This window comes from Idiomarina sp., from assembly GCF_048260185.1.
Classification (GTDB): Bacteria; Pseudomonadota; Gammaproteobacteria; order Enterobacterales; family Alteromonadaceae; genus Idiomarina.
The window spans coordinates 307,491-327,685 of sequence record NZ_JBLXHB010000001.1 but is presented as its reverse complement, the minus strand read 5'-3'; the positions used below and the strand labels follow the sequence as shown (position 1 = coordinate 327,685).

At 45.9% G+C, this 20,195-nt stretch carries 21 protein-coding genes; 7 read left to right on the top strand and 14 right to left on the bottom strand.

Going from position 1 to position 20,195, the window contains the following annotated elements; translation table 11 throughout:
- The first annotated feature begins 16 nt into the window (after window positions 1–16).
- Window positions 17–877: an acyl-CoA thioesterase II gene (tesB, locus tag ACN0RF_RS01655; RefSeq protein WP_417437833.1), complete on the top strand. Its 861-nt coding sequence runs from the start codon at window positions 17–19 to the stop codon at window positions 875–877.
- 38 nt (window positions 878–915) lie between these two features.
- Here tesB and ACN0RF_RS01650 read toward each other — a convergent pair whose 3' ends face one another.
- Entirely contained in the window at window positions 916–2,124 is a 1,209-nt protein-coding gene (locus ACN0RF_RS01650) for a NupC/NupG family nucleoside CNT transporter (protein WP_417437832.1), read from the bottom strand.
- Window positions 2,125–2,137: 13 nt separating this feature from the next.
- Window positions 2,138–2,770 carry a uridine kinase gene (gene udk / locus ACN0RF_RS01645; protein ID WP_011234778.1) on the bottom strand — a complete coding sequence of 211 codons (633 nt, stop codon included), beginning with the start codon at window positions 2,768–2,770 and terminating at the stop codon, window positions 2,138–2,140.
- A gap of 214 nt (window positions 2,771–2,984) precedes the next feature.
- Here udk and ACN0RF_RS01640 point away from each other — a divergent pair, with 214 nt between their 5' ends.
- Complete coding sequence (locus ACN0RF_RS01640) at window positions 2,985–5,759, top strand: M16 family metallopeptidase (RefSeq protein WP_417437831.1); 2,775 nt, start codon at window positions 2,985–2,987, stop codon at window positions 5,757–5,759.
- A 44-nt stretch (window positions 5,760–5,803) separates the two neighbouring features.
- On the opposite strand, the gene ACN0RF_RS01635 is transcribed toward ACN0RF_RS01640, so the two are convergent.
- The 4 genes from ACN0RF_RS01635 to ACN0RF_RS01620 form a co-directional block, all read right to left on the bottom strand.
- Window positions 5,804–6,499, bottom strand: a complete 696-nt coding sequence (locus tag ACN0RF_RS01635) for a 2OG-Fe(II) oxygenase (protein WP_417437830.1) — start codon at window positions 6,497–6,499, stop codon at window positions 5,804–5,806.
- Between the two features lie 54 nt (window positions 6,500–6,553).
- The gene (locus ACN0RF_RS01630) at window positions 6,554–8,143 is read right to left on the bottom strand and encodes an EAL domain-containing protein (protein ID WP_417437829.1); all 1,590 of its coding nucleotides are present in this window, start codon (window positions 8,141–8,143) and stop codon (window positions 6,554–6,556) included.
- A gap of 99 nt (window positions 8,144–8,242) precedes the next feature.
- Window positions 8,243–8,761, bottom strand: a complete 519-nt coding sequence (locus ACN0RF_RS01625) for a porin family protein (RefSeq protein WP_417437828.1) — start codon at window positions 8,759–8,761, stop codon at window positions 8,243–8,245.
- 54 nt (window positions 8,762–8,815) lie between these two features.
- Window positions 8,816–10,174, bottom strand: coding sequence for an MBL fold metallo-hydrolase RNA specificity domain-containing protein (locus ACN0RF_RS01620; protein ID WP_417437827.1), 1,359 nt, complete (start codon window positions 10,172–10,174; stop codon window positions 8,816–8,818).
- Window positions 10,175–10,307: 133 nt separating this feature from the next.
- On the opposite strand from ACN0RF_RS01620, the gene ACN0RF_RS01615 reads away from it, so the two are divergent.
- Window positions 10,308–11,987, top strand: coding sequence for an isovaleryl-CoA dehydrogenase (locus ACN0RF_RS01615; RefSeq protein ID WP_417437826.1), 1,680 nt, complete (start codon window positions 10,308–10,310; stop codon window positions 11,985–11,987).
- Here the strand turns inward: ACN0RF_RS01615 and ACN0RF_RS01610 are convergent.
- The 3 genes from ACN0RF_RS01610 to ACN0RF_RS01600 form a co-directional block, all read right to left on the bottom strand.
- Window positions 11,938–12,444 (bottom strand): DUF2937 family protein, encoded by a 507-nt coding sequence (locus tag ACN0RF_RS01610; RefSeq protein WP_417437825.1) that lies wholly within the window; start codon window positions 12,442–12,444, stop codon window positions 11,938–11,940. The two genes, ACN0RF_RS01615 and ACN0RF_RS01610, sit on opposite strands and share 50 nt — an antisense overlap.
- A 77-nt stretch (window positions 12,445–12,521) precedes the next feature.
- Window positions 12,522–13,424 carry a diguanylate cyclase gene (locus ACN0RF_RS01605; RefSeq protein WP_417437824.1) on the bottom strand — a complete coding sequence of 301 codons (903 nt, stop codon included), beginning with the start codon at window positions 13,422–13,424 and terminating at the stop codon, window positions 12,522–12,524.
- A gap of 28 nt (window positions 13,425–13,452) precedes the next feature.
- Window positions 13,453–14,004: a DUF6436 domain-containing protein gene (locus ACN0RF_RS01600; RefSeq protein WP_417437823.1), complete on the bottom strand. Its 552-nt coding sequence runs from the start codon at window positions 14,002–14,004 to the stop codon at window positions 13,453–13,455.
- A gap of 178 nt (window positions 14,005–14,182) precedes the next feature.
- On the opposite strand from ACN0RF_RS01600, the gene ACN0RF_RS01595 reads away from it, so the two are divergent.
- The gene (locus ACN0RF_RS01595; protein ID WP_417437822.1) at window positions 14,183–15,433 is read left to right on the top strand and encodes a DEAD/DEAH box helicase; all 1,251 of its coding nucleotides are present in this window, start codon (window positions 14,183–14,185) and stop codon (window positions 15,431–15,433) included.
- Between the two features lie 29 nt (window positions 15,434–15,462).
- On the opposite strand, the gene ACN0RF_RS01590 is transcribed toward ACN0RF_RS01595, so the two are convergent.
- Window positions 15,463–16,374, bottom strand: coding sequence for a M14 family metallocarboxypeptidase (locus ACN0RF_RS01590; RefSeq protein WP_417437821.1), 912 nt, complete (start codon window positions 16,372–16,374; stop codon window positions 15,463–15,465).
- A 76-nt stretch (window positions 16,375–16,450) separates the two neighbouring features.
- Window positions 16,451–16,765, bottom strand: a complete 315-nt coding sequence (locus ACN0RF_RS01585) for a YebG family protein (RefSeq protein ID WP_417437820.1) — start codon at window positions 16,763–16,765, stop codon at window positions 16,451–16,453.
- 135 nt (window positions 16,766–16,900) lie between these two features.
- Here ACN0RF_RS01585 and ACN0RF_RS01580 point away from each other — a divergent pair, with 135 nt between their 5' ends.
- Window positions 16,901–18,082: an MFS transporter gene (locus ACN0RF_RS01580; RefSeq protein ID WP_417437819.1), complete on the top strand. Its 1,182-nt coding sequence runs from the start codon at window positions 16,901–16,903 to the stop codon at window positions 18,080–18,082.
- Here the strand turns inward: ACN0RF_RS01580 and ACN0RF_RS01575 are convergent.
- Window positions 18,072–18,728 carry a flavin reductase family protein gene (locus ACN0RF_RS01575; RefSeq protein ID WP_417437818.1) on the bottom strand — a complete coding sequence of 219 codons (657 nt, stop codon included), beginning with the start codon at window positions 18,726–18,728 and terminating at the stop codon, window positions 18,072–18,074. The two genes, ACN0RF_RS01580 and ACN0RF_RS01575, sit on opposite strands and share 11 nt — an antisense overlap.
- 133 nt (window positions 18,729–18,861) lie before the next feature.
- Here ACN0RF_RS01575 and ACN0RF_RS01570 point away from each other — a divergent pair, with 133 nt between their 5' ends.
- The gene (locus ACN0RF_RS01570) at window positions 18,862–19,281 is read left to right on the top strand and encodes a hypothetical protein (RefSeq protein WP_273025136.1); all 420 of its coding nucleotides are present in this window, start codon (window positions 18,862–18,864) and stop codon (window positions 19,279–19,281) included.
- Window positions 19,262–19,456, top strand: a complete 195-nt coding sequence (locus ACN0RF_RS01565; RefSeq protein ID WP_273025135.1) for a hypothetical protein — start codon at window positions 19,262–19,264, stop codon at window positions 19,454–19,456. Before ACN0RF_RS01570 ends, ACN0RF_RS01565 begins: the two co-directional genes overlap by 20 nt.
- Here the strand turns inward: ACN0RF_RS01565 and arfB are convergent.
- Window positions 19,453–19,863, bottom strand: coding sequence for an alternative ribosome rescue aminoacyl-tRNA hydrolase ArfB (gene arfB, locus ACN0RF_RS01560; protein WP_011234795.1), 411 nt, complete (start codon window positions 19,861–19,863; stop codon window positions 19,453–19,455). The genes ACN0RF_RS01565 and arfB overlap by 4 nt on opposite strands.
- Window positions 19,864–19,905: 42 nt before the next feature.
- A complete protein-coding gene (locus ACN0RF_RS01555; RefSeq protein ID WP_011234796.1) occupies window positions 19,906–20,148 on the bottom strand; it encodes a hypothetical protein in 243 nt (80 codons plus the stop codon).
- Window positions 20,149–20,195: the final 47 nt, after the last annotated feature.

Below are 20,195 nucleotides of genomic sequence, written 5' to 3'. Positions count from 1 at the left end.
AATAAGGATATAATGGATGAGTCAGGTACTCGATGATTTACTCAACCTGCTAACCCTGGAAAGCATTGAGGACGGTCTTTACCGTGGACAAAGTCAGGATTTAGGCTTTGGCGCTGTTTTTGGTGGTCAGGTTATTGGACAGGCGCTGTCGGCGGCTAAAGAAACTTTACCTCAGGAGCGAGTGTGCCATTCGTTTCACAGTTACTTTTTACGTCCGGGTGACGCCAAAAAACCCATTGTTTATGACGTTGAAACCATACGCGACGGTAAAAGTTTTTCAGCACGCAGAGTCAAAGCCATACAGTATGGTAAACCCATTTTCTACATGACTGCGTCTTTCCAGCAACAGGAACAAGGCTTTGAGCATCAGGACACCATGCCTGAAGTGCCCGGTCCAGAAGGCTTAGTTTCAGACTTGGATATTTATCGTGAACACGAAGAGTTAATACCGGCACCATTACGCAAAAAGTTCATTTGCGACAAGCCCATAGAAATGCGCTTTGTTACCCCATATAACCCATTTAAACCTGAAAAAGACGAGCCTCGCCGTTATGTCTGGTTCAGAGCTAACGGCGACATGCCGGACGATCAGCGTGTGCACAAATACTTGCTGGCTTATGCGTCAGACTTTAACTTTTTACCGACAGCACTGCAGCCTCATGGCGTTAGCTTTGCTCAACCCCATATGCAGGTTGCAACCGTTGATCATGCCATGTGGTTCCATCGCGATTTCCGTATGGATGACTGGCTGCTCTACGCAATAGATAGCCCTTCTGCCAGTGGTCAGCGCGGTTTAGTTCGTGGGCAAATATTCACACGTGACGGCGTATTGGTTGCCTCAACAATTCAGGAAGGTGTTATACGGGACCGCGGTTAAACGCGATCCCGATATTAGGGCGTATTGACGTTTACTGATTAGGTCAGAGAAACAAAGAAACCGGCAATTGCAGCACTCATCATGTTTGCCAAAGTCGCTGCTAATAAAGCCCGCATACCTAAACGAGCAATGTCATGGCGTCGGCTGGGCGCCATACCGCCTAACCCGCCCAGCAAAATAGCAATAGACGAAAAGTTCGCAAACCCGCAAAGCACAAAGGTAATGATAACCTGCGAGTTTTCACTTAACTGATCTTTGTAATTGACAAAATCGAGAAACGCTACGAATTCGTTAATAACCAGTTTCTGACCAATAAAGCTTCCGGCCAGATTCGCTTCATCCCAGCTGACCCCTAATACGTAGGCAACAGGCTGAAATACATAACCAAAAATTTGCTGTAAGGTCAGTTCAGAATACCCAAACCAACCGCCAACCCAGCCAAAAATGCCGTTAACCAGTGCAATAAGCGCAACGAAGGCTAACAACATAGCACCAACATTCATTGCTAACTGCAGGCCACTGGATGCCCCTTGAGCTGCTGCGTCAATGACATTTGCGGAATTATCTTCCACTTCAATTTCGTTGAGATCGTTACGCGGCTTCTCTGATTCGGGAATCATCATTTTAGCCATTAAGAATCCGCCAGGCGCAGCCATAAAGCTCGCCGCAATAAGATACTTGAGCTCGATTCCAACTTCAGCTAAACCAGCAAGCACAGAGCCAGATACTGAGGCCATCCCGCCCACCATAACCGCAAACAGTTCAGAACGAGTCATAGTACCGATAAACGGCCTGACCATCATGGGTGCTTCGGTTTGTCCGACAAAAATATTGGCGGCCGCCGACATGGATTCCGGGCGACTGGTACCCAGCAGCTTTTGCAGCCCTCCGCCTAAAATGCGAATAATCCATTTCATAATGCCTAAGTAGTACAAAACGGAAATAAGAGAGGAGAAGAAAACAATGACCGACAAAACTTGAATGGCAAAAACAAGACCAAACTCTTCTGATGCCAATCCACCAAATAAAAAGTTGATGCCTGCCTGAGTGTACCCAATGACCTCGGAAATCCCGGCCGCAAAACTCAGTAGTAACTCTTTTCCTACAGTGGTGTAGAGTACAATACACGCTAACCCTACTTGAATGCCGAAGGCTCCGAGAACCGTTCGCCAACGAATGGCTTTGCGATCCGTTGAAACTAAATAGGCAACGATAAAGATGACGGCAATGCCGAGAATACTATTCATAGAAGAACCAATTTTATTCCGCCAGCAACTGACGTATTTTTGTTTTTATAATATCAATGGCGATTTCGTTTTGACCACCGCGAGTGACAACAAGATCAGCAAACTGCTTAGACGGGAATATAAAGTCAAAGAATGCGGGACGAACATACTGCTCATATTGTTCAGTAACCGACTGCAACGTACGTCCACGCTCTTCAATATCGCGCTTGATACGGCGCAGCAGACAAATATCCAATGGCGTGTCCATAAATACCGAGATATCAAACTGTTCACGTAACTTTTCGTCGGTTAACAGCAAAATACCCTCAACCATTACGACTTTTGCCGGAGCAACCCGTATAGATTTTTCCAGGCGGGTATGCGTAGTATGGCTGTACTGTGGCATATCGACCGCTTCACCGGCTTTTAACTGCCGCAAATGTTGCATCAGCAAATCGTGTTCGAAAGCAGCAGGCTGATCATAGTTAGTTAACACCCGCTGCTCCATGGTCATATGACTCTGGTCACGGTAGTAAGCGTCTTCGGCCAGAATAGCAATGCCGTCAGTTCCTAATTCAGCCACTAACTCCTGATACACCGTGGAGGCAAACAGGCTTTTTCCTGACGCTGAGGCGCCAGCTATCGCTATAACTGTTATTTTACTCACAAGCTTCCGTTTCTATTTGCTGCAAACCGCGCGCAATTATCCTTGATTGTCTGCGTAATTAAAAGACTTGACTGACACCTTTATTGTCATAACTTTGGCCGATAATCCCTCATATGTTTAATTTCGTTACAATTTAGCCTGAACATAAGCATGCATATCAGTGCCCCCTCTCTTATAGTAAGTTCGCTGAATAAAAAATAATCCAGGAACCACTATGAAAATGATGAAAACTTTAACTGCCGTTGCCGTAGCCACGGTGTTACTAGGCGGTTGTCAGACAACTCAATCGGCTGATAACGGACAGGCTGTCAGCCAGTCACAATTCCCCGAAGTAAAGGTCAACTACGAGACATTTACATTGGATAACGGTTTAACGGTTGTTGTTCATGAAGATCGCAAAGCGCCTATCGTTGCGGTTAATGTTTGGTACGCCGTTGGCTCTAAAGACGAAAAAATGGGCCAAACGGGTTTTGCCCACTTATTTGAGCACTTAATGTTTAACGGTACCGAAAACTACGATGACGAGTACTTCGGTCCTTTTGAACGCGCTGGTGCAACAGAAATGAACGGCACCACCAACAATGACCGTACCAACTATTTTGAAAATGTTCCGACACCGGCATTGGATATGGCCTTGTGGATGGAGTCTGATCGTATGGGTCACCTGTTAGGAGCCATAACTCAGGACAAACTCGACGAGCAGCGCGGCGTTGTGCAAAACGAAAAGCGCCAGGGTGAAGCTCAGCCGTATGGTAAGGCCTGGAGTTATATCGCCGAACAGACCTTCCCCGAAGGACATCCGTACTCATGGTCGGTTATTGGCTCTATGGAAGACTTGAACGCGGCGTCTCTTGACGACGTTCACCAGTGGTTTGAAGATTACTATGGTGCAGCTAACGCAGTTTTGGTTTTAGCCGGTGATATTGATGTTGAAACCGCGAAAGAAAAAGTGACCAAGTACTTTGCTGATATAGGCCCTGGCAAACCATTGCAAAAACAGGAAGCCTGGGTTGCTAAACGTGACGAGCAAAAACGCTCTACTATGGAAGACCGCGTTCCGGCTCCGCGAGTTTATAAGGTATGGAATACCGCACAGATGGGAACGGCAGACTCTGAGTACCTGAACTTGTTGGCTGATATTCTGGCTAACGGTAAAAACTCGCGTCTATACGAGCGTTTAGTATACAACGAGCAAATCGCCAGCTCTGTCGGTGCTTTCCAGTATGGTCGTAAACTCTCCGGTCAATTTTTTATTACAGCTGATGCCAAACCCGGTGTTGAGCTTGAGCAAATTGAAACAATTATCGACGAAGAGCTTGAGCGCTTAATTACGGAAGGTCCAACGGCTGCAGAACTGCAACGCACCAAATTCAGCACCACAGCTGACTTTGTTCGTCGCGCTGAAAAAGTCGGAGGTTTTGGTGGTAAGTCAGACCTTCTGGCTTCGGGAGCGGTTTACCATAACGACCCTGGTTTTTACGAAAAAGAAATGAAGTGGACTAAAGAAGCGTCCGTTAACAACCTGCAAAATGCCGCTGAAAAATGGCTGAGCGATGGCGACTTCGTTCTTAATGTTGTACCACAGCCTGACTATGCAGCTCAGGAAACCGACGCTGACCGTTCACAGTTGCCTCATGTCGGCGACTTACCTCAGCTGGAATTACCTGAAGTTAAAACATTCACCTTATCTAATGGTTTAGAAGTTTACCTGGCTCAGCGCAGCGACACACCAACAGTAGAAATGAGCCTGGTGTTCGACAGCGGCTATGCCTCGGATGTTGGCGGTAAGCTGGGTACAGCCAGTTACACCATGTCGATGCTAAAAGAAGGTACTGAAAACCTTAGCGCACTAGAGTTAAATGAGCGTTTAGAGTCTTTAGGAACCAACTTGAACGCATCCGCTAGTCTGGATAGCTCACGCATTAACATGGACACACTCAGCGTTAACTTTGCCGAGAGCTTAGCACTGATGAATGATGTGCTGCAGAATCCGGCTTTTTCTGAAGAAGAAATTGAACGCAAACGTTCAAATTGGATAGAAGGCATTCGCAAGGAAGAAGCTCGCCCTCAAACTCAGGCTTTACGCGTATTGCCGGGCTTAATGTTTGGCGAAGGACACGCCTACAGCCAGCCATTAACAGGCTCAGGTACACCTGAATCCATTAAGTCATTAACTCGTGAGGACTTAATTCAGCATGCTCAAACCTGGTTACGCCCGGACAACGCAAAACTCGTGATTGTGGGTGATACCAACGTTGAACAAGCTCAGTCTTTATTGGAAGAGCAGTTTGCCAGCTGGCAGGCACCAGCTTCTGATAAGCCAGAAAAGACACTTGATGCTTCAATGGCTTCTGGAACCAGTCGCGTGTTCCTGATTGATAAGCCAGGAAACCCTCAGTCAGTGATAATAGCGGGTCAGTTAGCCCCTTCTGGCCAAGTCGATAATGCTGATACTGTTGACGTAATGAACACCATTCTTGGTGGCAGTTTCACCAGTCGTCTGAACATGAACTTACGTGAAGACAAAGGCTGGTCATATGGTGCACGCTCTATCTGGTTAGATAATGAAGGCCCTGGTTTACTCGTTGCTCTTGCTCCGGTTCAAACGGATAAAACCAAAGAGTCGATTGAGGAAATTATTAAAGAGTTTACTCAGTACGAAGGTGACAAGCCTGCAACCGAAGACGAACTGGCAAAAGTAAAAGCCAATAAAACGGCTAAATTACCTGGCGCCTACGAAACCAAAGGCAGCTTGCTTAGCGGTTTAGTCAGCACCTTTAATAAAGGCAAAGATGTTGAGTACCTCGAAAACTATGGTCAACGCATAAACGCCATTACGCTTGACGACATTCAGGATAATGCAGACAAGGTTCTTAAACCTGACGCTATGACCTGGGTTATCGTTGGTGACCTGGCTGAAATTGAAGATAAAGTACGTTCACTGAATTTAGGTGAAGTGACCATTCTAAAAGAAAGCGACGTGAAGTAACATCGTCTCCCCCAGTCTTTCTGACTGGGGGAATTTCTCTCTCATTACTCACCAAATAATTGCTCTGCGCGACTATGAAGGATCCAGCTGGTTAAAATATACTTATCATTTGATACAGGTATTCTGCCTCTATGCGTGTGAGTAAAGTAAGCTGGCGCTATAACCATTTGACCCGCTCTGGGTTTTAGCGACCGTTCCTGATAATAAAAGTCCGTTTCGCCACCTTCGTCTACATCGTTTAAGTAATACATAAACAACAAAGCCCGATGCAGTGGTTCAGTCGAACCTTTCTGAGGAAAAGCTTCACAGTGCCAGTAATTATAATTTCCTTCACCTTTGCGATAACGCTGCATTTGTATTGCACCGACACGAAACAGCTTTTGCATAATTGCCATTTCTTTGCCTTTCGCTATCTCATCAAAAGTATCATGTGTTAAAGCGGCTGGCTGCTGAGTTTTAGGATGCTGCAACGTTAGCGCGACTGGCGCTATCAAGGCAAAATGATATTTTTTAAAATACTCCAACGCATGTCGGGCTGTGATCTGCTGTATTTCCAGCAGCAGCTTCTGGTACTTCGGGTGAGCGTTCAAGGCCAGGTCCGTACTCGACTTTTTACTCACATCTACACCACCTCCGGTACGCCCCTGGAAAGTATGCGGCGACTTTTCGAAAACCGTAATGCACTGTTGGCATAGTTCGGGCGGTAAAGCGTTATCATAGGTTTCGATGAAATCATTCATAAAAATGACTCTTTCCAATAGCTATAGGTTTGACCGGGATAACATGCTAAAAAATTAATTCAATACGCGACTGACTTCCGGCGATGGCTTACCAATGTAATAGCCTTGCAAGTACTCAATTTGTTGGTCACACAAATAGCTGTTCACTTCTTTATTCTCAACAAATTCAGCCACGATAGGAATATGTAACTCCTTACAGATACTGATCAGGCCATTCAGAATACTGGCACTTGTCGGGTCATGTAATACGTTTTGAACTATGCTGCCATCAATCTTCAAATAGTCCGGGCGAAGACTTATCAGGCGCGAGAAGTTTGAATAACCGACACCGAAATCATCTATCGCAATTTGTCCACCTAACCGTCTGACATCTCTGGCAAAAGCCTGAACCTTGGTAAAATCTTCGGTCGATTCGGTTTCCGTAATTTCAAAAATAAGCTGCGCTTTTTTATGCTCTGACAGCACATAATGAATAAAACTGACTGTCTCTTCATTCAAAATATCTTCAATGGAGACATTCACGGATATCGCGACTTGGTATTGCTCGGATGTTAGTACCGCCTGTTCAATAACAGAGCGGGTAATTTCGCAGTAATAACGTGTTGTCTTTGCTTCATCTAAAAACAGCCCCGGCACTAAATCCTTATTGTTATCTCTTAACCGGACTAGCGCCTCGTAATAGCTGGGCTGATTTTTGTTGGTACTTTGAATAGGCTGGTAGTAATTGACAAAACGGTGATCAACCAGCGCTGACTGAATTTTAGGAAGCCAGTTCACTTTATTCTCGTCCAGCAACTCACGTTCATAAACCACTTCCACTTTGTAGCCGGAATAAATGGCTTTCGCTTTCGACAAAGCGCTTTCCGCAAGCTGTAACTGCTTTTTACGCCCAACACCCATGCCTATCGCGACATCCAGAGTGACATCACTACTTTCTACTTTGAGTTTGTGTAACGACAACGCCTTATAAAAGCTAAGCAATTGTCTCTCAAATAAACTGGGGATCATTCTGAAATCTGGAATTAACGCAAATTTATCGCCATGCAAACGGTAAATATTGATGTGTTTAGTTCTCAAAAACGCCGAAGCCCAGTCACTAAATTCACGCAGTAATGCATCACCAAATTCTAAACCATAGAAATCGGCGTAACTTCGAAATTTACGGATATCCAGTACGGCAAGACATTGAGCCCCTACCTGCTTAAGGTCTTTGAGCAAGTCAATTCGGGTAGGAAGAGCGGTTACCTGATCAAAGCGCGCTTCCTGTAGCAATTCATCAAGATGAATCTCTCGTGAGATATCCTGGAACAACAATATTTGCTCAGTTAAAAAGCCATCAGTTTCATATAAGGGAATTGCAATACAGCGACACCAGCGCCTGCGGTTGGTACTTGTCAGGCAAAGTCGGCCATTCCAGACTTCACCATTAGCGGCGGCTTCGTTTATCTCACCAGTCACATCGTTGCTACTGTCAATGTGGAGAAACTCAGAGAATGCGGTTGTGCGTTTTAGATAGTGAACTCCTAACAGTTTATGCAGCGACTCACTCATCCAGCGAATATTACCGTCCGGCGACAAGCGCGCACATATTGCAGCAGACTCTAACGTATTTATATACTGCTTTAATAAAAAAGGGTTACGCATTAATGCCTGCTCAGTCAAGGTCAACAAATTAGATGTTACTTTTTTGTAATGTACCGAATCTGCCTCAATAATGACAGCCTGTTACCACAGATAGTTTGATCAAAATCGATAGGTTACGCCTATATTTAACGCATTAATTGTGTATTCGTCTTTATCAATCAATTTTATCCAGTCAATAAAGTAAGTTGTTCTGGGGTTATGATCATACTGAACCCCGCCGCCGTAACTGAGACTGTTAAGCGTTGTATTTTGACCGCCTACCGTAAATTTTCCGCGCGAAAAACCACCGGTAAGATACAAAGCGACATCGGGTGACAAATACAAACGAGGCTTAGCTAAAATACTGGCCGTGTAATCGGTTTCAAACTTGGTGCCGTTATCACTGCTGCTGTGTACGCCGAAACCATAGCGTGCCTCTGCCGACAGGCTGTTGCTGTAACGATAACCCAGCATCAGGTTAATCGCATGAGGGGTAAATGACGGAGCGCCCTCAAGCTCGGTATCAACATTCAACTGAGCTAAAGATGCAGCACCGTAGTAGCCACTGTCCTGCGCCTGGGCAAACACACTGACAAATAAAAGCGTACTACCACATAAAACAGCTTTCAAAAACTTCATGCGACTTCCTTATTAATCTGGTAACCCTAAGTGAGAGTAGTTTACCAGACTCTGTTAGAGGTGATATACCCCTTGGTAATCAGCAACATCGACATTATAAGAGGTGTTCTGCATTAAATAGTCACGGAAGGTTTCCAGTGCATCTAACTCACCATGAACCAATTGAATTGGAGTGTTTGGTTTTAAACTGGATTGTTCTAGCCACTCAGCAATTTCCTGGTAGTCAGCATGTCCTGACAGTCCTTCTAAAGAACGGACTCGAGCTTTTACCGGTAACCATTGGCCATGCAGTTTTATCGATTCCACACCTTGCAGCATTTTAGCACCACGAGTCCCTCCGGCCTGGTGTCCACTGAATAACACCGTCGCACGATGATCACTCAACCAGCGTTTAAAATGATGCAGAATTCGCCCGCCTGTCGCCATACCGCTGCCGGCAATAATAATATGAGGCCCCGACTGAGACGCAATAGCTTTTGATTCGTCGACAGAACGCGTGTATTCAACCCTTGCAAAGGTTCGGGAGCAGTCTGAGTCCGTCAGTTTATGAAGGCTATGAAAGCGCTGGTAAAGCCCTGAAACATTAATAGCCATGGGAGAATCTAAATAAATAGGTTGTTTAGGTACCCGCCCCTCATCCATCAATCTAACTAACAGATATTGCAGCAGTTGTGCTCTGCCAACTGAAAAACTCGGAATTAATAAAACACCGCCGGACTGAGCCGTCTCATTGACCACTTCTGCCAACTGTTCTTCCGCGTTTTCGGTCTTAGCATGAAGCCGATTGCCATAAGTTGACTCAAGCAGTAGCAAGTCCAGATCCGGTAGAGGTTCAGGTGGATACATCATAATATCCTGCGGACGCCCGATATCACCGGAAAAACCAACGCGTTTACCTTCAGCTTCAATAATAACGCTTGAAGCGCCCAGAATATGACCGGCGGGCTGCAAAGTCAGTTTAATATCGCCAATTTCAAATTGCTGATGAAACTCAACGCCCTGAAGCAACCCTATGGCTGACTTAGCCATTGCTTCGTCATACAAAGGTTCTGGTTTTTCATGGCGGCTTAGCTTATGTTTGCCGAGGTATTTAGCATCTTCTTCCTGAATCCTTCCGCTATCGGCCCACAGAATATCGCACAAACCAGATGTTGCGTGATGCGCGAAAACAGGCCCCCGGAAGCCTTCTTTAAATAGAACAGGAACAAACCCAGAATGATCAAGGTGAGCATGGGTTAATACGACGCCATCAACCTGATTAATCCCCATTGGCAAAGGCTGCCAATTACGTCGCCGCAACCACTTGTAACCCTGAAAAAGGCCGCAGTCTACTAGAATTCGGGTAGATTCTGTTTCAACTAAATATTTGGAACCGGTGACCGTTTCCGCTCCACCTAAAAATACAACTCTCATTGCATGTCCTTATTTAAGCCGACAACAAAGTATCTCACTTCACTGTCGTAGAAAAATAGACGAAAGACAACTATTCGTGCATTGACGATCATAAATAATCTTGCTTCACTCAATTAAGATAAGGAGTAAGAACATGACTCATAAATATCCCCGAGCCGATCAGTTTATGGCCAGCACCCACCAGGTTGAGAATCAGCCACCGGCGCTGGAAAACTATAATCTTTATCTGGCTGATAAAGCACTACGAAAAGCCGTTGAGCGCGAAGGTGCCAGTTGGGCTTATTCCGATCTTATTGCCTTTGGCGAACTGGCTGGCAAGGCTGAAAGCATCGAACAGGGGTTTCAGGCAAACAAGTACCAGCCTGAACTGAGAACCCATGACCGTTACGGACATCGTATCGATCTCATCGATTTTCACCCGAGCTATCACCAGCTTATGTCGACAGCTATCGAACACGGCTTACACGCAAGCCCCTGGAGCGAGCCAAAACTAGGAGCTCATGTTGCACGGGCAGCAAAATACTATCTGCATACTCAGGTCGAAGCGTCTCATGGCTGCCCTATTACCATGACCTTTGCCTCTATCCCCGCACTAAGACACCAACCCGATTTGTTCAAAGAGTGGGGGCCAAAAATTACCGCCAGGCATTACGACCCCAGGAACATCCCCCATACCGAAAAAAGTGCCGTGACCATTGGTATGGCAATGACCGAAAAACAAGGTGGCTCGGATGTGCGTCTGAACAGCACTCGCGCTTACCCAATAGACAAAGAAGGTTCAGGCCAGGCTTACGAACTGGTTGGTCACAAATGGTTTGTGTCAGCACCAATGTGCGATGCTTTTCTGGTGCTTGCTCAGACAGCCAGCGGGTTATCCTGCTTTCTGGTACCACGTTGGCGTCCAGACGGTTCAAAGAACCCAATTCAGATTCAACAGCTGAAACAAAAAATGGGGAACGTGGCCAATGCCTCCAGCGAAACTGAGTTAAGGGGTGCGCTGGGCTGGATGGTAGGTCGAGAAGGTAAAGGCGTTCGTACTATTATAGAAATGGTGGCAACTACCCGCTACGACTGCATGATTGGCTCCTCTTCCGGCATGCGGCAAGCCGTGGTTCAGGCCATTCACCACGCCAGCCACCGCGAAGCTTTTGGCACTAAATTAAGTGAACAACCGCTAATGCAAAATTTGCTGGCGGACTTAGCCATTGAAAGCGAAGCCGCCATGACTTACATGATGCGCATAGCACGGGCAATGGATAACCAGGACGACGAGCATGAAAAGCTGTTGTCCCGAATTGCCACACCCATAGGCAAATACTGGATTTGTAAACGCACACCGAATCATGCTTATGAAGCTATGGAAGTGATTGGCGGTAGCGGTGTTATGGAAAACCACATTATGCCGAGATTATTCCGAGAGTCGCCGGTCAACGCCATATGGGAAGGCAGCGGTAATATTCAATGTCTGGATGTTCACAGAGCAATAGAAAAACAACCAGAAGTTCTCGATGTCTACTTTGCCGAACTGCAACGGGCACAAGGTGCAGATAAACGACTCGACCAGTTTATTATGCGGTTGAAAAGTGAGTTTACGGACAGAAATATGCTTCAGTATCGTGCACGCAGTATAACGGACAACATGGCCGTTGGGTTACAAGCCGCTTTATTAGTTCAACATGCCAGCACCGACGTTGCCGATGCTTTTTGTGCCAGTCGTTTAGCAGCAAATACCGGACTCAATTATGGCACATTACCCACAGGGCTTAATTGTGCTGCGATTGTCGAAAGGGCCTCGCCAGCAGACGCACAATAAGTTCGCCAAATACCGCCAGCAACAAGCCTGAAACTAAACCAAACAAAATAGCGCCGGGGTTGAGTTTTACAGTATAAGAAAAGCTGCTGCGAACCTCGCGCTGAATGTCCTCAACGGGGGTAAAAAATGCCTGTTGATAAGCACTCCAGGCATTTTTACTGAAGCTACGATAGGCTTGTTCCAACAATTGATTACGTTGATAAATGGCACTGATGCTTTGCCCGCCTTCCTGAAACACTCTGTCGTCACTGGCCTGATAGTGAGCAATTAGTTCCTCAATACTACCATCGAAAAATTTTTCGGCTTCATCACGAAACTCGTTCAGGTTGCGCTCTGACTCAATCATATGAGCCTGCAAGCTTTTACCGTACTGATCAACAAAACCGGGCAATTGTATTCCGGCAAGTACGCCTGAAATCAGCAGAATAATTCGTAGGTAGGAAGTGAATATTGCCATGGTCTCTCCTTAAAAGCCCTGAACCACTTTAGAGCAGACCTTAAGCGACAATCAAACTTAATTACGCTTCATTACACTTAACTTGTCAGCACGACCGCGTTTTTACCTTCGCTCTTTGCCTGATACATGGCTTTGTCTGCCCGAGCCATAATGCCTTCAATGGTGTAATGCTCTGAGGGCTTATCGCATTGACAAAGGCCGATAGACAGCGTGACCGGTAACTCGGCATGCCCTATTCCACTCACTAACTGACAACGTAAACGGTGCATCATGAGCCTGGCGTCTTCAGCGGAAATCATAGGGTGAATGGTAGCGAACTCGTCACCTCCAATACGGGCAACATAATCGGTATGCCGACTGTGCAAACGAATTAAATCGGCTATCTTTTGCAAAACCAGGTCGCCGAAGTGATGTCCATGTTCATCGTTTATTTCTTTAAAGTCATCCAAATCGATAAAACTCACAGCAAAGGGCGTACCATGGGTTTCCAGTTGGTTTATTTCATCTTGTAATTGCGCGGTAAACGCGCGTCGGTTCATTATTCCGGTTAAGTGATCGGTAAGAGCCTGACGCTTTTCAAACTCCAGTTCGAGACGAATTTTATCTTCCGACTTTTTCTGCAAAGTGTAATCCCGCACTATCGCTATGCCATACAGCTGGTCTTCGATATCCAATTGATTCAGCATAATATCGGCATAAAAAGTTGAACCATCCCGACGAATTGCGGGGAAAATCAAACCGTTCCCCATAGAGCGCCTGCCCGGGTACTTAAAAAACTTTTCTAAGTGCTGGTCATGCTTTTCACGCATACCTTCAGGTAACAGTTCATTAAGATGCAGTTCAAGCATAGATGACGAGGAGTAGCGAAACATTGCCGCAGCAGCCTGGTTAACACCAACTATGAGCCCTTGAGAGTTAACAACTATTGCACCGTCCGGTATCACTTCAAGGAACTCAATAAAGGTTTGTTTTACTTTCATCGTTATGTGGCTCCACTGTTCTGCCGCATTAAACTTTGCAATAACACCCTTTTGCAACGGTATTAACCCATTTAGGAGCCGCTGATTCCTTCGCAACTGAAGGTATCAGCTTTTCTACAAAGCTACTCTCAGTAGTACAAAAAGCACCATCGGAATATGGGCCAATGTAAATCAGCTTTGATGATTTATTGAACATGATAATCGCAGGCGTTGCCGGAACGAAGCGCTTTAAGGCTGGATATTGATCGATATCAATAATCCGGTTTTCTCCTTCAGATTCCGCTACCTTTCTTTTTACACTGGCCATATGCCCGGACGCTCGCCAGTTACAAGAACAGTCCCCGGAAGTAATATGAAAAACGCTGCCAGCAAGGGAATACCCCAGATGCGTGAGCTCAGCCACTAGCTGCGGTTCCAGCTTTTCGTTGTTGCTAAGCTCCAGCAGCTCACCTTTTTCATCAAACCAGACCAGCCGTTGTTCCAATAAATAACTGATACCCAGAAGTACCAGCCCAAACCCTGCCACAACAGCAATAATAAGCCAACAGGAACGAGCCTTACCTGATTTTATAAGTGACAATGAAACGCCTTACTGCGAAATGACATTTTGCGGAAATGATGCGCCCGCTTTTTCAGCGGATCAAGAAAAACTTCAGCTTCAGGGTGCTTTTCTAAATAAAGGTTTAGCCTCCTTTGTGATACAATGTAGAAAAGCCGCACATTAGCGCGGTATCTACTATCATAATTCCCGGAGCTTCATGTCCACAGAACAAACACCATCCTCATTCCAGTCACTCGGATTGAGCGACGATATTTTACGAGCCGTTACTGAATGCGGTTACACCACCCCGACACCAATTCAACAGCAAGCCATTCCGACCGTTATGGCCGGCCACGACTTATTAGCCGCCGCACAAACGGGTACCGGTAAAACAGCTGGTTTTACGCTACCTTTGCTGCACAAACTGTCGCAAACAAAGACCGACGGAAAGCCTGTTATTAAGGCCTTAATCCTTACCCCAACCAGAGAGCTGGCGGCACAGGTTGAAGACAATTTGAATACCTACGCAAAATATACCGGGCTTAAGTCTCTGGTGATTTTTGGTGGAGTTGGTATTAACCCACAAATTAGTGCCTTGCGTCGTGGTGTCGACATTCTTGTTGCGACACCCGGGCGTTTGCTGGATCACAGCCGTCAGGGAACCGTTGATTTAAGTAAAATTGACGTACTGATTCTGGACGAAGCTGACCGCATGCTGGATATGGGCTTTATTCATGACATTAAAAAGGTCATGAAACTCATTCCTGAAAAACGCCAGACACTGCTGTTTTCAGCGACTTTTTCTAGTGAAATTAAGGCACTGTCTCAGCAGTTTATGCAGCAACCCAAGCTGATTGAAGTAGCACGCCAAAATGCCGCAGCTGATACCATTGAGCAACGTGTTTATCCGGTGGATAAAAAACGTAAAAGAGAGCTGCTCAGTTACTTAATTGGCAGCCGTAACTGGCGACAAGTGCTGGTATTTACGCGTACAAAGCATGGTGCTAACAGACTGGCAACACAGTTGACTGATGATGGCCTCCCCGCTATGGCAATCCACGGGAACAAAAGTCAGGGTGCAAGAACCAAGGCTTTAGCGCAGTTTAAAGCCGGTAAATTACGAGTATTGGTTGCAACAGATATCGCTGCACGCGGTATTGATATTGATGAATTGCCACACGTTATTAACTTTGAACTGCCTCAGGTTGCTGAAGACTATGTACACCGTATTGGCCGTACAGGCCGTGCAGGAAGTGAAGGTGAAGCGGCTTCTTTAGTCTGTGTTGATGAGCATAAATTGCTACGCGATATAGAAAAGCTAACTAAAAATGAGATACCCAGGGAAGTTATTCCGGGTTTTGAACCAGACCCCAGCATAAAGCCGGAGCCGATTCAGAAGCCTCGATCAGGGCGTCCTCAAAACTCTCGTCGTGCGCCTCGCCCAAAGCGCCCGGACACACGACGTTAAATTCTACCGCAGACCAGCAGGACCGGGCTTTACTTTAAGAAGTCCAGTCCTCCGGTTACCGCAGCAACCTGAGCTTGAATACACTGTTCTGGCGTTGCTTTCGGGCTGTCGGGGTACACTTCTGTAGTCGTCGCATATTCTGCTTTGCTAAAGCTAATGCACAATCCCATTTTCGCTGTTGGCAATAAAATAACGCCACGCTGAGCAACATCCTCGCCTATCAGTTTATTTTCGTCGTCGGCATCGGCAATATGAGTGACCTCTTCCACCGAATCTAACACCGCCTTCTGAAATTCAGGATAAGGCTTTTCTGAATTTCCAACCAAATAGAACCCATCTGGAATATTCCAGTTCGTATTCACTTTTCCATCCATCGCCGCTTTAGCTGGACGAAACTCGCTGTTATCGGTATCCGTTGTTTCGTGTAAATCTATGTGGGCCAGAATATCTACGCCTAAGCCAGCAACATAATTCATAATGTGCGCGCATTCCCCGGCTGGAGAATCAGCGACAAAAGAGCGGTTAGGATCAATAGCTGCCGGATTCCAACGATTGATAGTTTCATAGCCCCAGGGGCTCAAACACGGCGCTATCACCACATTGAAATGTGGCTGATAATCTTTCGCCTGGGTTTCAATAAAACGCAACGCACCATGGACACCACTGGTTTCATAACCATGTACTCCGCCGGTAACCAAAACCGTTGGCTTCGAGTTATCCCAGTTTTTTGTTCTGACCACAAATAAAGGATAAGTACCGCTGTCGTACGCAAGTTCACCGTATTGGTCTACATCGAAATCGCTTTTAAAGGTTTCAATCTTACTAACCACATCATCGAAGTAAGAGCGCTTTTTCGTTTGCTCGGCCAGCCACTGAGCTTTTTCTGTCGCTCCCCAGGGGGTGCCCGGTGTTCCAATATGATAAATCGTTTGTTGCGTCATATTTTAATCCTATTCACTTAAAACAAGGCTGCTATATTAGCAAAATCTTTGCCGGCACCAAATGAAATACCGGTAACTAAGCCGCTTTGGTCGATTCTTTATCCGCAGGCTTAGACACTTCGGCTTTTTCTGTCGATGTTTTTTCGATCTTAGGTTTTTTGGGCTTTTTAGCCCCTAATGCAATAAGTATATTTTCACGCTCTTTCGCTAAAAACAGAGCCATATCCTCAAGCTGTTGCTCGTCAGTGAACAGTTCGCTACTTTTAATTAATGGGTTAAGCGCTTCCGCCATATCCAGAATTTTATCGTGCGCATCGGCTTCGGCTTTTGAAGTGAAGGTCATTTTCTCGGCTCCGTCGCGAATAACTACATATTGGGTTACTACAGCCATGGTATGGTCCTTTGCTGATGTGTAAATATACTGTTTATTTGTACAGTAAAGTGAGATAGATTGCAATAGTTGTAGCATTCGCTAAACTGCGCACTCTTAAAAGCCCTTCGTTACGACAGGAAGTAAATCCGCCCTATGCAGTTCTCAAAAATACAAGTTCTACTGGCCATTTTTGCAATGGCAATTGGAAGCTTTGCCATTGGTATTGGTGAGTTTGTCATTATGGGGCTGCTGCCCGACGTCGCCGCAGACTTTAATACCGACACCCGGGAAACGGGCCACTTAATCAGTCTTTATGCGCTTGGTGTGGTTATCGGAGCTCCGCTTATTACCATTTTATTTGCCAGGCTGCCACGCAAACCTATGTTACTGGCACTAATGCTGGCATTTTCTCTGGGCAACTTCGCCAGTGCCTCAGCAGACAATTACACATTACTTCAGGTGTTACGTTTCTTAACTGGCCTGCCTCACGGTGCTTACTTCGGAATTGCCTGTTTGGTTGCGGCCGATATGGTTCGTAAAAATCAACGTGGTATGGCAGTAACTATGGTGATGATGGGACTCACAGTAGCGATTCTGGTCGGAAACCCTTTAGCCACCTGGTTAGGGCAGCTTATTGACTGGCGCACCGTATATCATACCGTGGGGGCTCTAGGCTTACTGGCTTTTGTCATGATTTTCATTGTGGTACCTAAACACCCGAATGAAAAGAAAACGTCTGCCCGTGGCGAGATGCAGGCATTACAAAACCCTCAAGTCTGGCTGACTTTAGCCATAGGAGCCATTGGCTTCGGCGGCATGTTTGCGGTACTGAGCTACATAGCTCCAACACTAATAAACGCCACCGGTTTGGATTCTCACTGGATACCTGTTGCTTTATTTATCTACGGACTGGGATCCCTGGCCGGTAGTTTGGTCGGCGGCTGGGCTGCCGACAGAAATCTGAAATTAACCATTGGCGGTTCTTTGGTATGGTCGGCAATTGTGCTGGCAATTTTTCCCTTAACACTGCAGAGTCTCTGGACGGTGATGCCTATGGTGTTATTACTTGGTAGTTCTGCCGCGCTGGTTCCTGCTCTGCAGGTACGTTTAATGGATGTTGCCGGAGAAGCTCAGACTTTAGCAGCATCGCTAAACCACTCCGCTTTTAATGCGGCTAACGCCTTAGGTGCCTGGCTGGGTGGTCTTGCTATTATTTCTCCACTTAGCTGGCAAGGAACCGGCTGGGTTGGGTGCGCACTGTCGCTGGCCGGCCTGCTATTATTTTGGGTCACTAAAAAGCACAGTCGCAGAGCACCCAACATCATTAGTCTTTAGGCTTGCCCTCTGCATCTAACTCACTGAGCTCCTCATCGGGCTTCGCATAAGCCAAACGCGCAGCCCGCTGAGTGCGATGATACCCATCAAGCCCTGAAATAGTCATTGCCCCAAGTGACTCTATATCGATAAAACCATCGCCTTTTACCGCCTCTTCTTTAACTTCAACCCAACGAACTTCCCCAACAATTAACGCCGTGTCGTTATGTTGTATCGGAATAATTTCAACCTGTTGCATACCAATTCTGAGCGAACTTTCTGCCACATAAGGCGCATGGAAACCATCGACAAATTCAGGCGTCAGGCCACAGGCTTCGAACTCTGAAGTTTCTCTGGGATACCGCGCCGAGGTCTGATGTGCTTGACGGAAAAAACTTTCGTTAACCTGGTTAATAGTATAAACGCCACTCTCTTCAATGTTTTCCCAGGTATGCCGGGTAACCGACTGGGGGCGCATAACAAAACCCAACAGAGGCGGGTTACTTCCCAGGTGAACAACAGAGCTTATTATGGCTAAATTGTTTTGCTGATGCCGGTCCCGGGTACCAATAACATTGGCACTTTTAAACCCGGATAAACAATTCACAAAACGCGCCCGATCGCGGTCATTCATTTTCGCTAAATCTTGCTGTTTGTAGGTTTTCATTAAAGCTCCAGTTTATTTTTGTCGGCTATCTATACGTTTTATTTCGCAATTACGATCGTTTACAAATAACTTATTGCGAACTATTATCATTTGCGTTAGCTTGTTTAATCAAAGCCAGAATAAAGGATGCATAATGACTAACGCCTATCAAGAGTACTTTAACTCTCAGGAAAAGCTAAAAATAGCGAGCTCACTGCTCAACCAAAAAGATTACCGCGCTGCAACAACATTTCTCAGCCAGGCACGCGACTCAGCAAAACGGGCTTTCAATGAACCTGTACTAGCGGGTAATGCCATCCAAAGCTTTACAACCTGTTCTATTTTGTTAATTGCTACCCATATTCGCTGCCAGCAAAAGCTGCAGGCGTATGAGTTTCAACAAGAGAGTGTTGAGCAACTAACGTCATGGCTTAATCAGGCTAAAACTCAACCACTAGAAGAGTTGTGTCGTTACTGCTATCAACTCTTAATTACCGGTTGTCAGCATTCTCGTTGCCTGGGGCACTGTATGCAACAATTAGAGGAATCCGGTTATGCGCATGAACAAACCTGAACGCTTGCAACTTTCAATGAGTAAAGAGCAACTTAAAAAGCTGCTGCTTGAGCAAAAGTTAGTGGCCAGTGATATTCGTTGCAGTGATTACGGCAGTCAGTGCGAGCTTAAACAGTTAATACTTGAATGTGCCAGAATAAACTGTTCCGGCTCTTTGCAGAACTTCGACGGTTAGAAGTCTTTCTTTCGAAGGGCTTTTTTCTGTCCCTGCTGCTTTTTAGTGGTTAGTCGTCTTTCTTTAGCCGAGCGGCTGGGTTTCGTCGGAATACGTTTTTTCTGAACCTGAGATGCACTGCGAATTAAGTCAATTAGTTGCTCAAGTGCCAACTCTCTATTACGTGCCTGACTGCGAGTTTCCTGAGACTTGATAATCACCTTTCCGCTTTGAGTAATGCGGTGGTCAGATTTTTTCAGTAATCGGCTTTTATAAAAATCGGGAAGTGAAGAGGCCTGAATATCAAAAATGAGTTGAGCCGCAGTTGCTACTTTATTCACGTTTTGCCCACCCGCTCCACTAGAACGGATAAACTGCCATTCAATTTCGCTATCTGCTAACTCAACTCGTTGTGAAATCTGAATCATCTTTCTCTTTATGACCGATAAAATTAAACGATTTTACCCACATCACTCAGCAGGCTGGATAAAGTTATCTATGCCTTCTTCTTTCAAAGCGTCAAGGGCTTCAGCAAGCGCATCGTCTTCGTTCTCAAACGCATCTTCCCAAAGCGTTGAATTATTATTTTCATCAACAATTTCCAGAATCCAGCCACTGTCTTCGGTACGATAAATATCAATTTCCACACTCTTACCGTCAGCACTGTATTGTTGAGTATGTTTGCTTTGAGTCACTTGCTGTTCTTCGTTCATAATAAGGTCTCTGTATACTTCCGTATGGTGACAACAGTCTACCACTG

Bases quoted from the DNA above. Each gene is read 5' to 3' on its own strand.
- tesB (WP_417437833.1), top strand. From the start codon at position 17: ATGAGTCAGGTACTCGATGATTTACTCAACCTGCTAACCCTGGAAAGC.
- ACN0RF_RS01650 (WP_417437832.1), bottom strand. From the start codon at position 2,124: ATGAATAGTATTCTCGGCATTGCCGTCATCTTTATCGTTGCCTATTTA.
- ACN0RF_RS01640 (WP_417437831.1), top strand. From the start codon at position 2,985: ATGAAAATGATGAAAACTTTAACTGCCGTTGCCGTAGCCACGGTGTTA.
- ACN0RF_RS01635 (WP_417437830.1), bottom strand. From the start codon at position 6,499: ATGAATGATTTCATCGAAACCTATGATAACGCTTTACCGCCCGAACTA.
- ACN0RF_RS01630 (WP_417437829.1), bottom strand. From the start codon at position 8,143: ATGCGTAACCCTTTTTTATTAAAGCAGTATATAAATACGTTAGAGTCT.
- ACN0RF_RS01625 (WP_417437828.1), bottom strand. From the start codon at position 8,761: ATGAAGTTTTTGAAAGCTGTTTTATGTGGTAGTACGCTTTTATTTGTC.
- ACN0RF_RS01620 (WP_417437827.1), bottom strand. From the start codon at position 10,174: ATGAGAGTTGTATTTTTAGGTGGAGCGGAAACGGTCACCGGTTCCAAA.
- ACN0RF_RS01615 (WP_417437826.1), top strand. From the start codon at position 10,308: ATGACTCATAAATATCCCCGAGCCGATCAGTTTATGGCCAGCACCCAC.
- ACN0RF_RS01610 (WP_417437825.1), bottom strand. From the start codon at position 12,444: ATGGCAATATTCACTTCCTACCTACGAATTATTCTGCTGATTTCAGGC.
- ACN0RF_RS01605 (WP_417437824.1), bottom strand. From the start codon at position 13,424: ATGAAAGTAAAACAAACCTTTATTGAGTTCCTTGAAGTGATACCGGAC.
- ACN0RF_RS01595 (WP_417437822.1), top strand. From the start codon at position 14,183: ATGTCCACAGAACAAACACCATCCTCATTCCAGTCACTCGGATTGAGC.
- ACN0RF_RS01590 (WP_417437821.1), bottom strand. From the start codon at position 16,374: ATGACGCAACAAACGATTTATCATATTGGAACACCGGGCACCCCCTGG.
- ACN0RF_RS01585 (WP_417437820.1), bottom strand. From the start codon at position 16,765: ATGGCTGTAGTAACCCAATATGTAGTTATTCGCGACGGAGCCGAGAAA.
- ACN0RF_RS01580 (WP_417437819.1), top strand. From the start codon at position 16,901: ATGCAGTTCTCAAAAATACAAGTTCTACTGGCCATTTTTGCAATGGCA.
- ACN0RF_RS01575 (WP_417437818.1), bottom strand. From the start codon at position 18,728: ATGAAAACCTACAAACAGCAAGATTTAGCGAAAATGAATGACCGCGAT.
- ACN0RF_RS01570 (WP_273025136.1), top strand. From the start codon at position 18,862: ATGACTAACGCCTATCAAGAGTACTTTAACTCTCAGGAAAAGCTAAAA.
- ACN0RF_RS01565 (WP_273025135.1), top strand. From the start codon at position 19,262: ATGCGCATGAACAAACCTGAACGCTTGCAACTTTCAATGAGTAAAGAG.
- arfB (WP_011234795.1), bottom strand. From the start codon at position 19,863: ATGATTCAGATTTCACAACGAGTTGAGTTAGCAGATAGCGAAATTGAA.
- ACN0RF_RS01555 (WP_011234796.1), bottom strand. From the start codon at position 20,148: ATGAACGAAGAACAGCAAGTGACTCAAAGCAAACATACTCAACAATAC.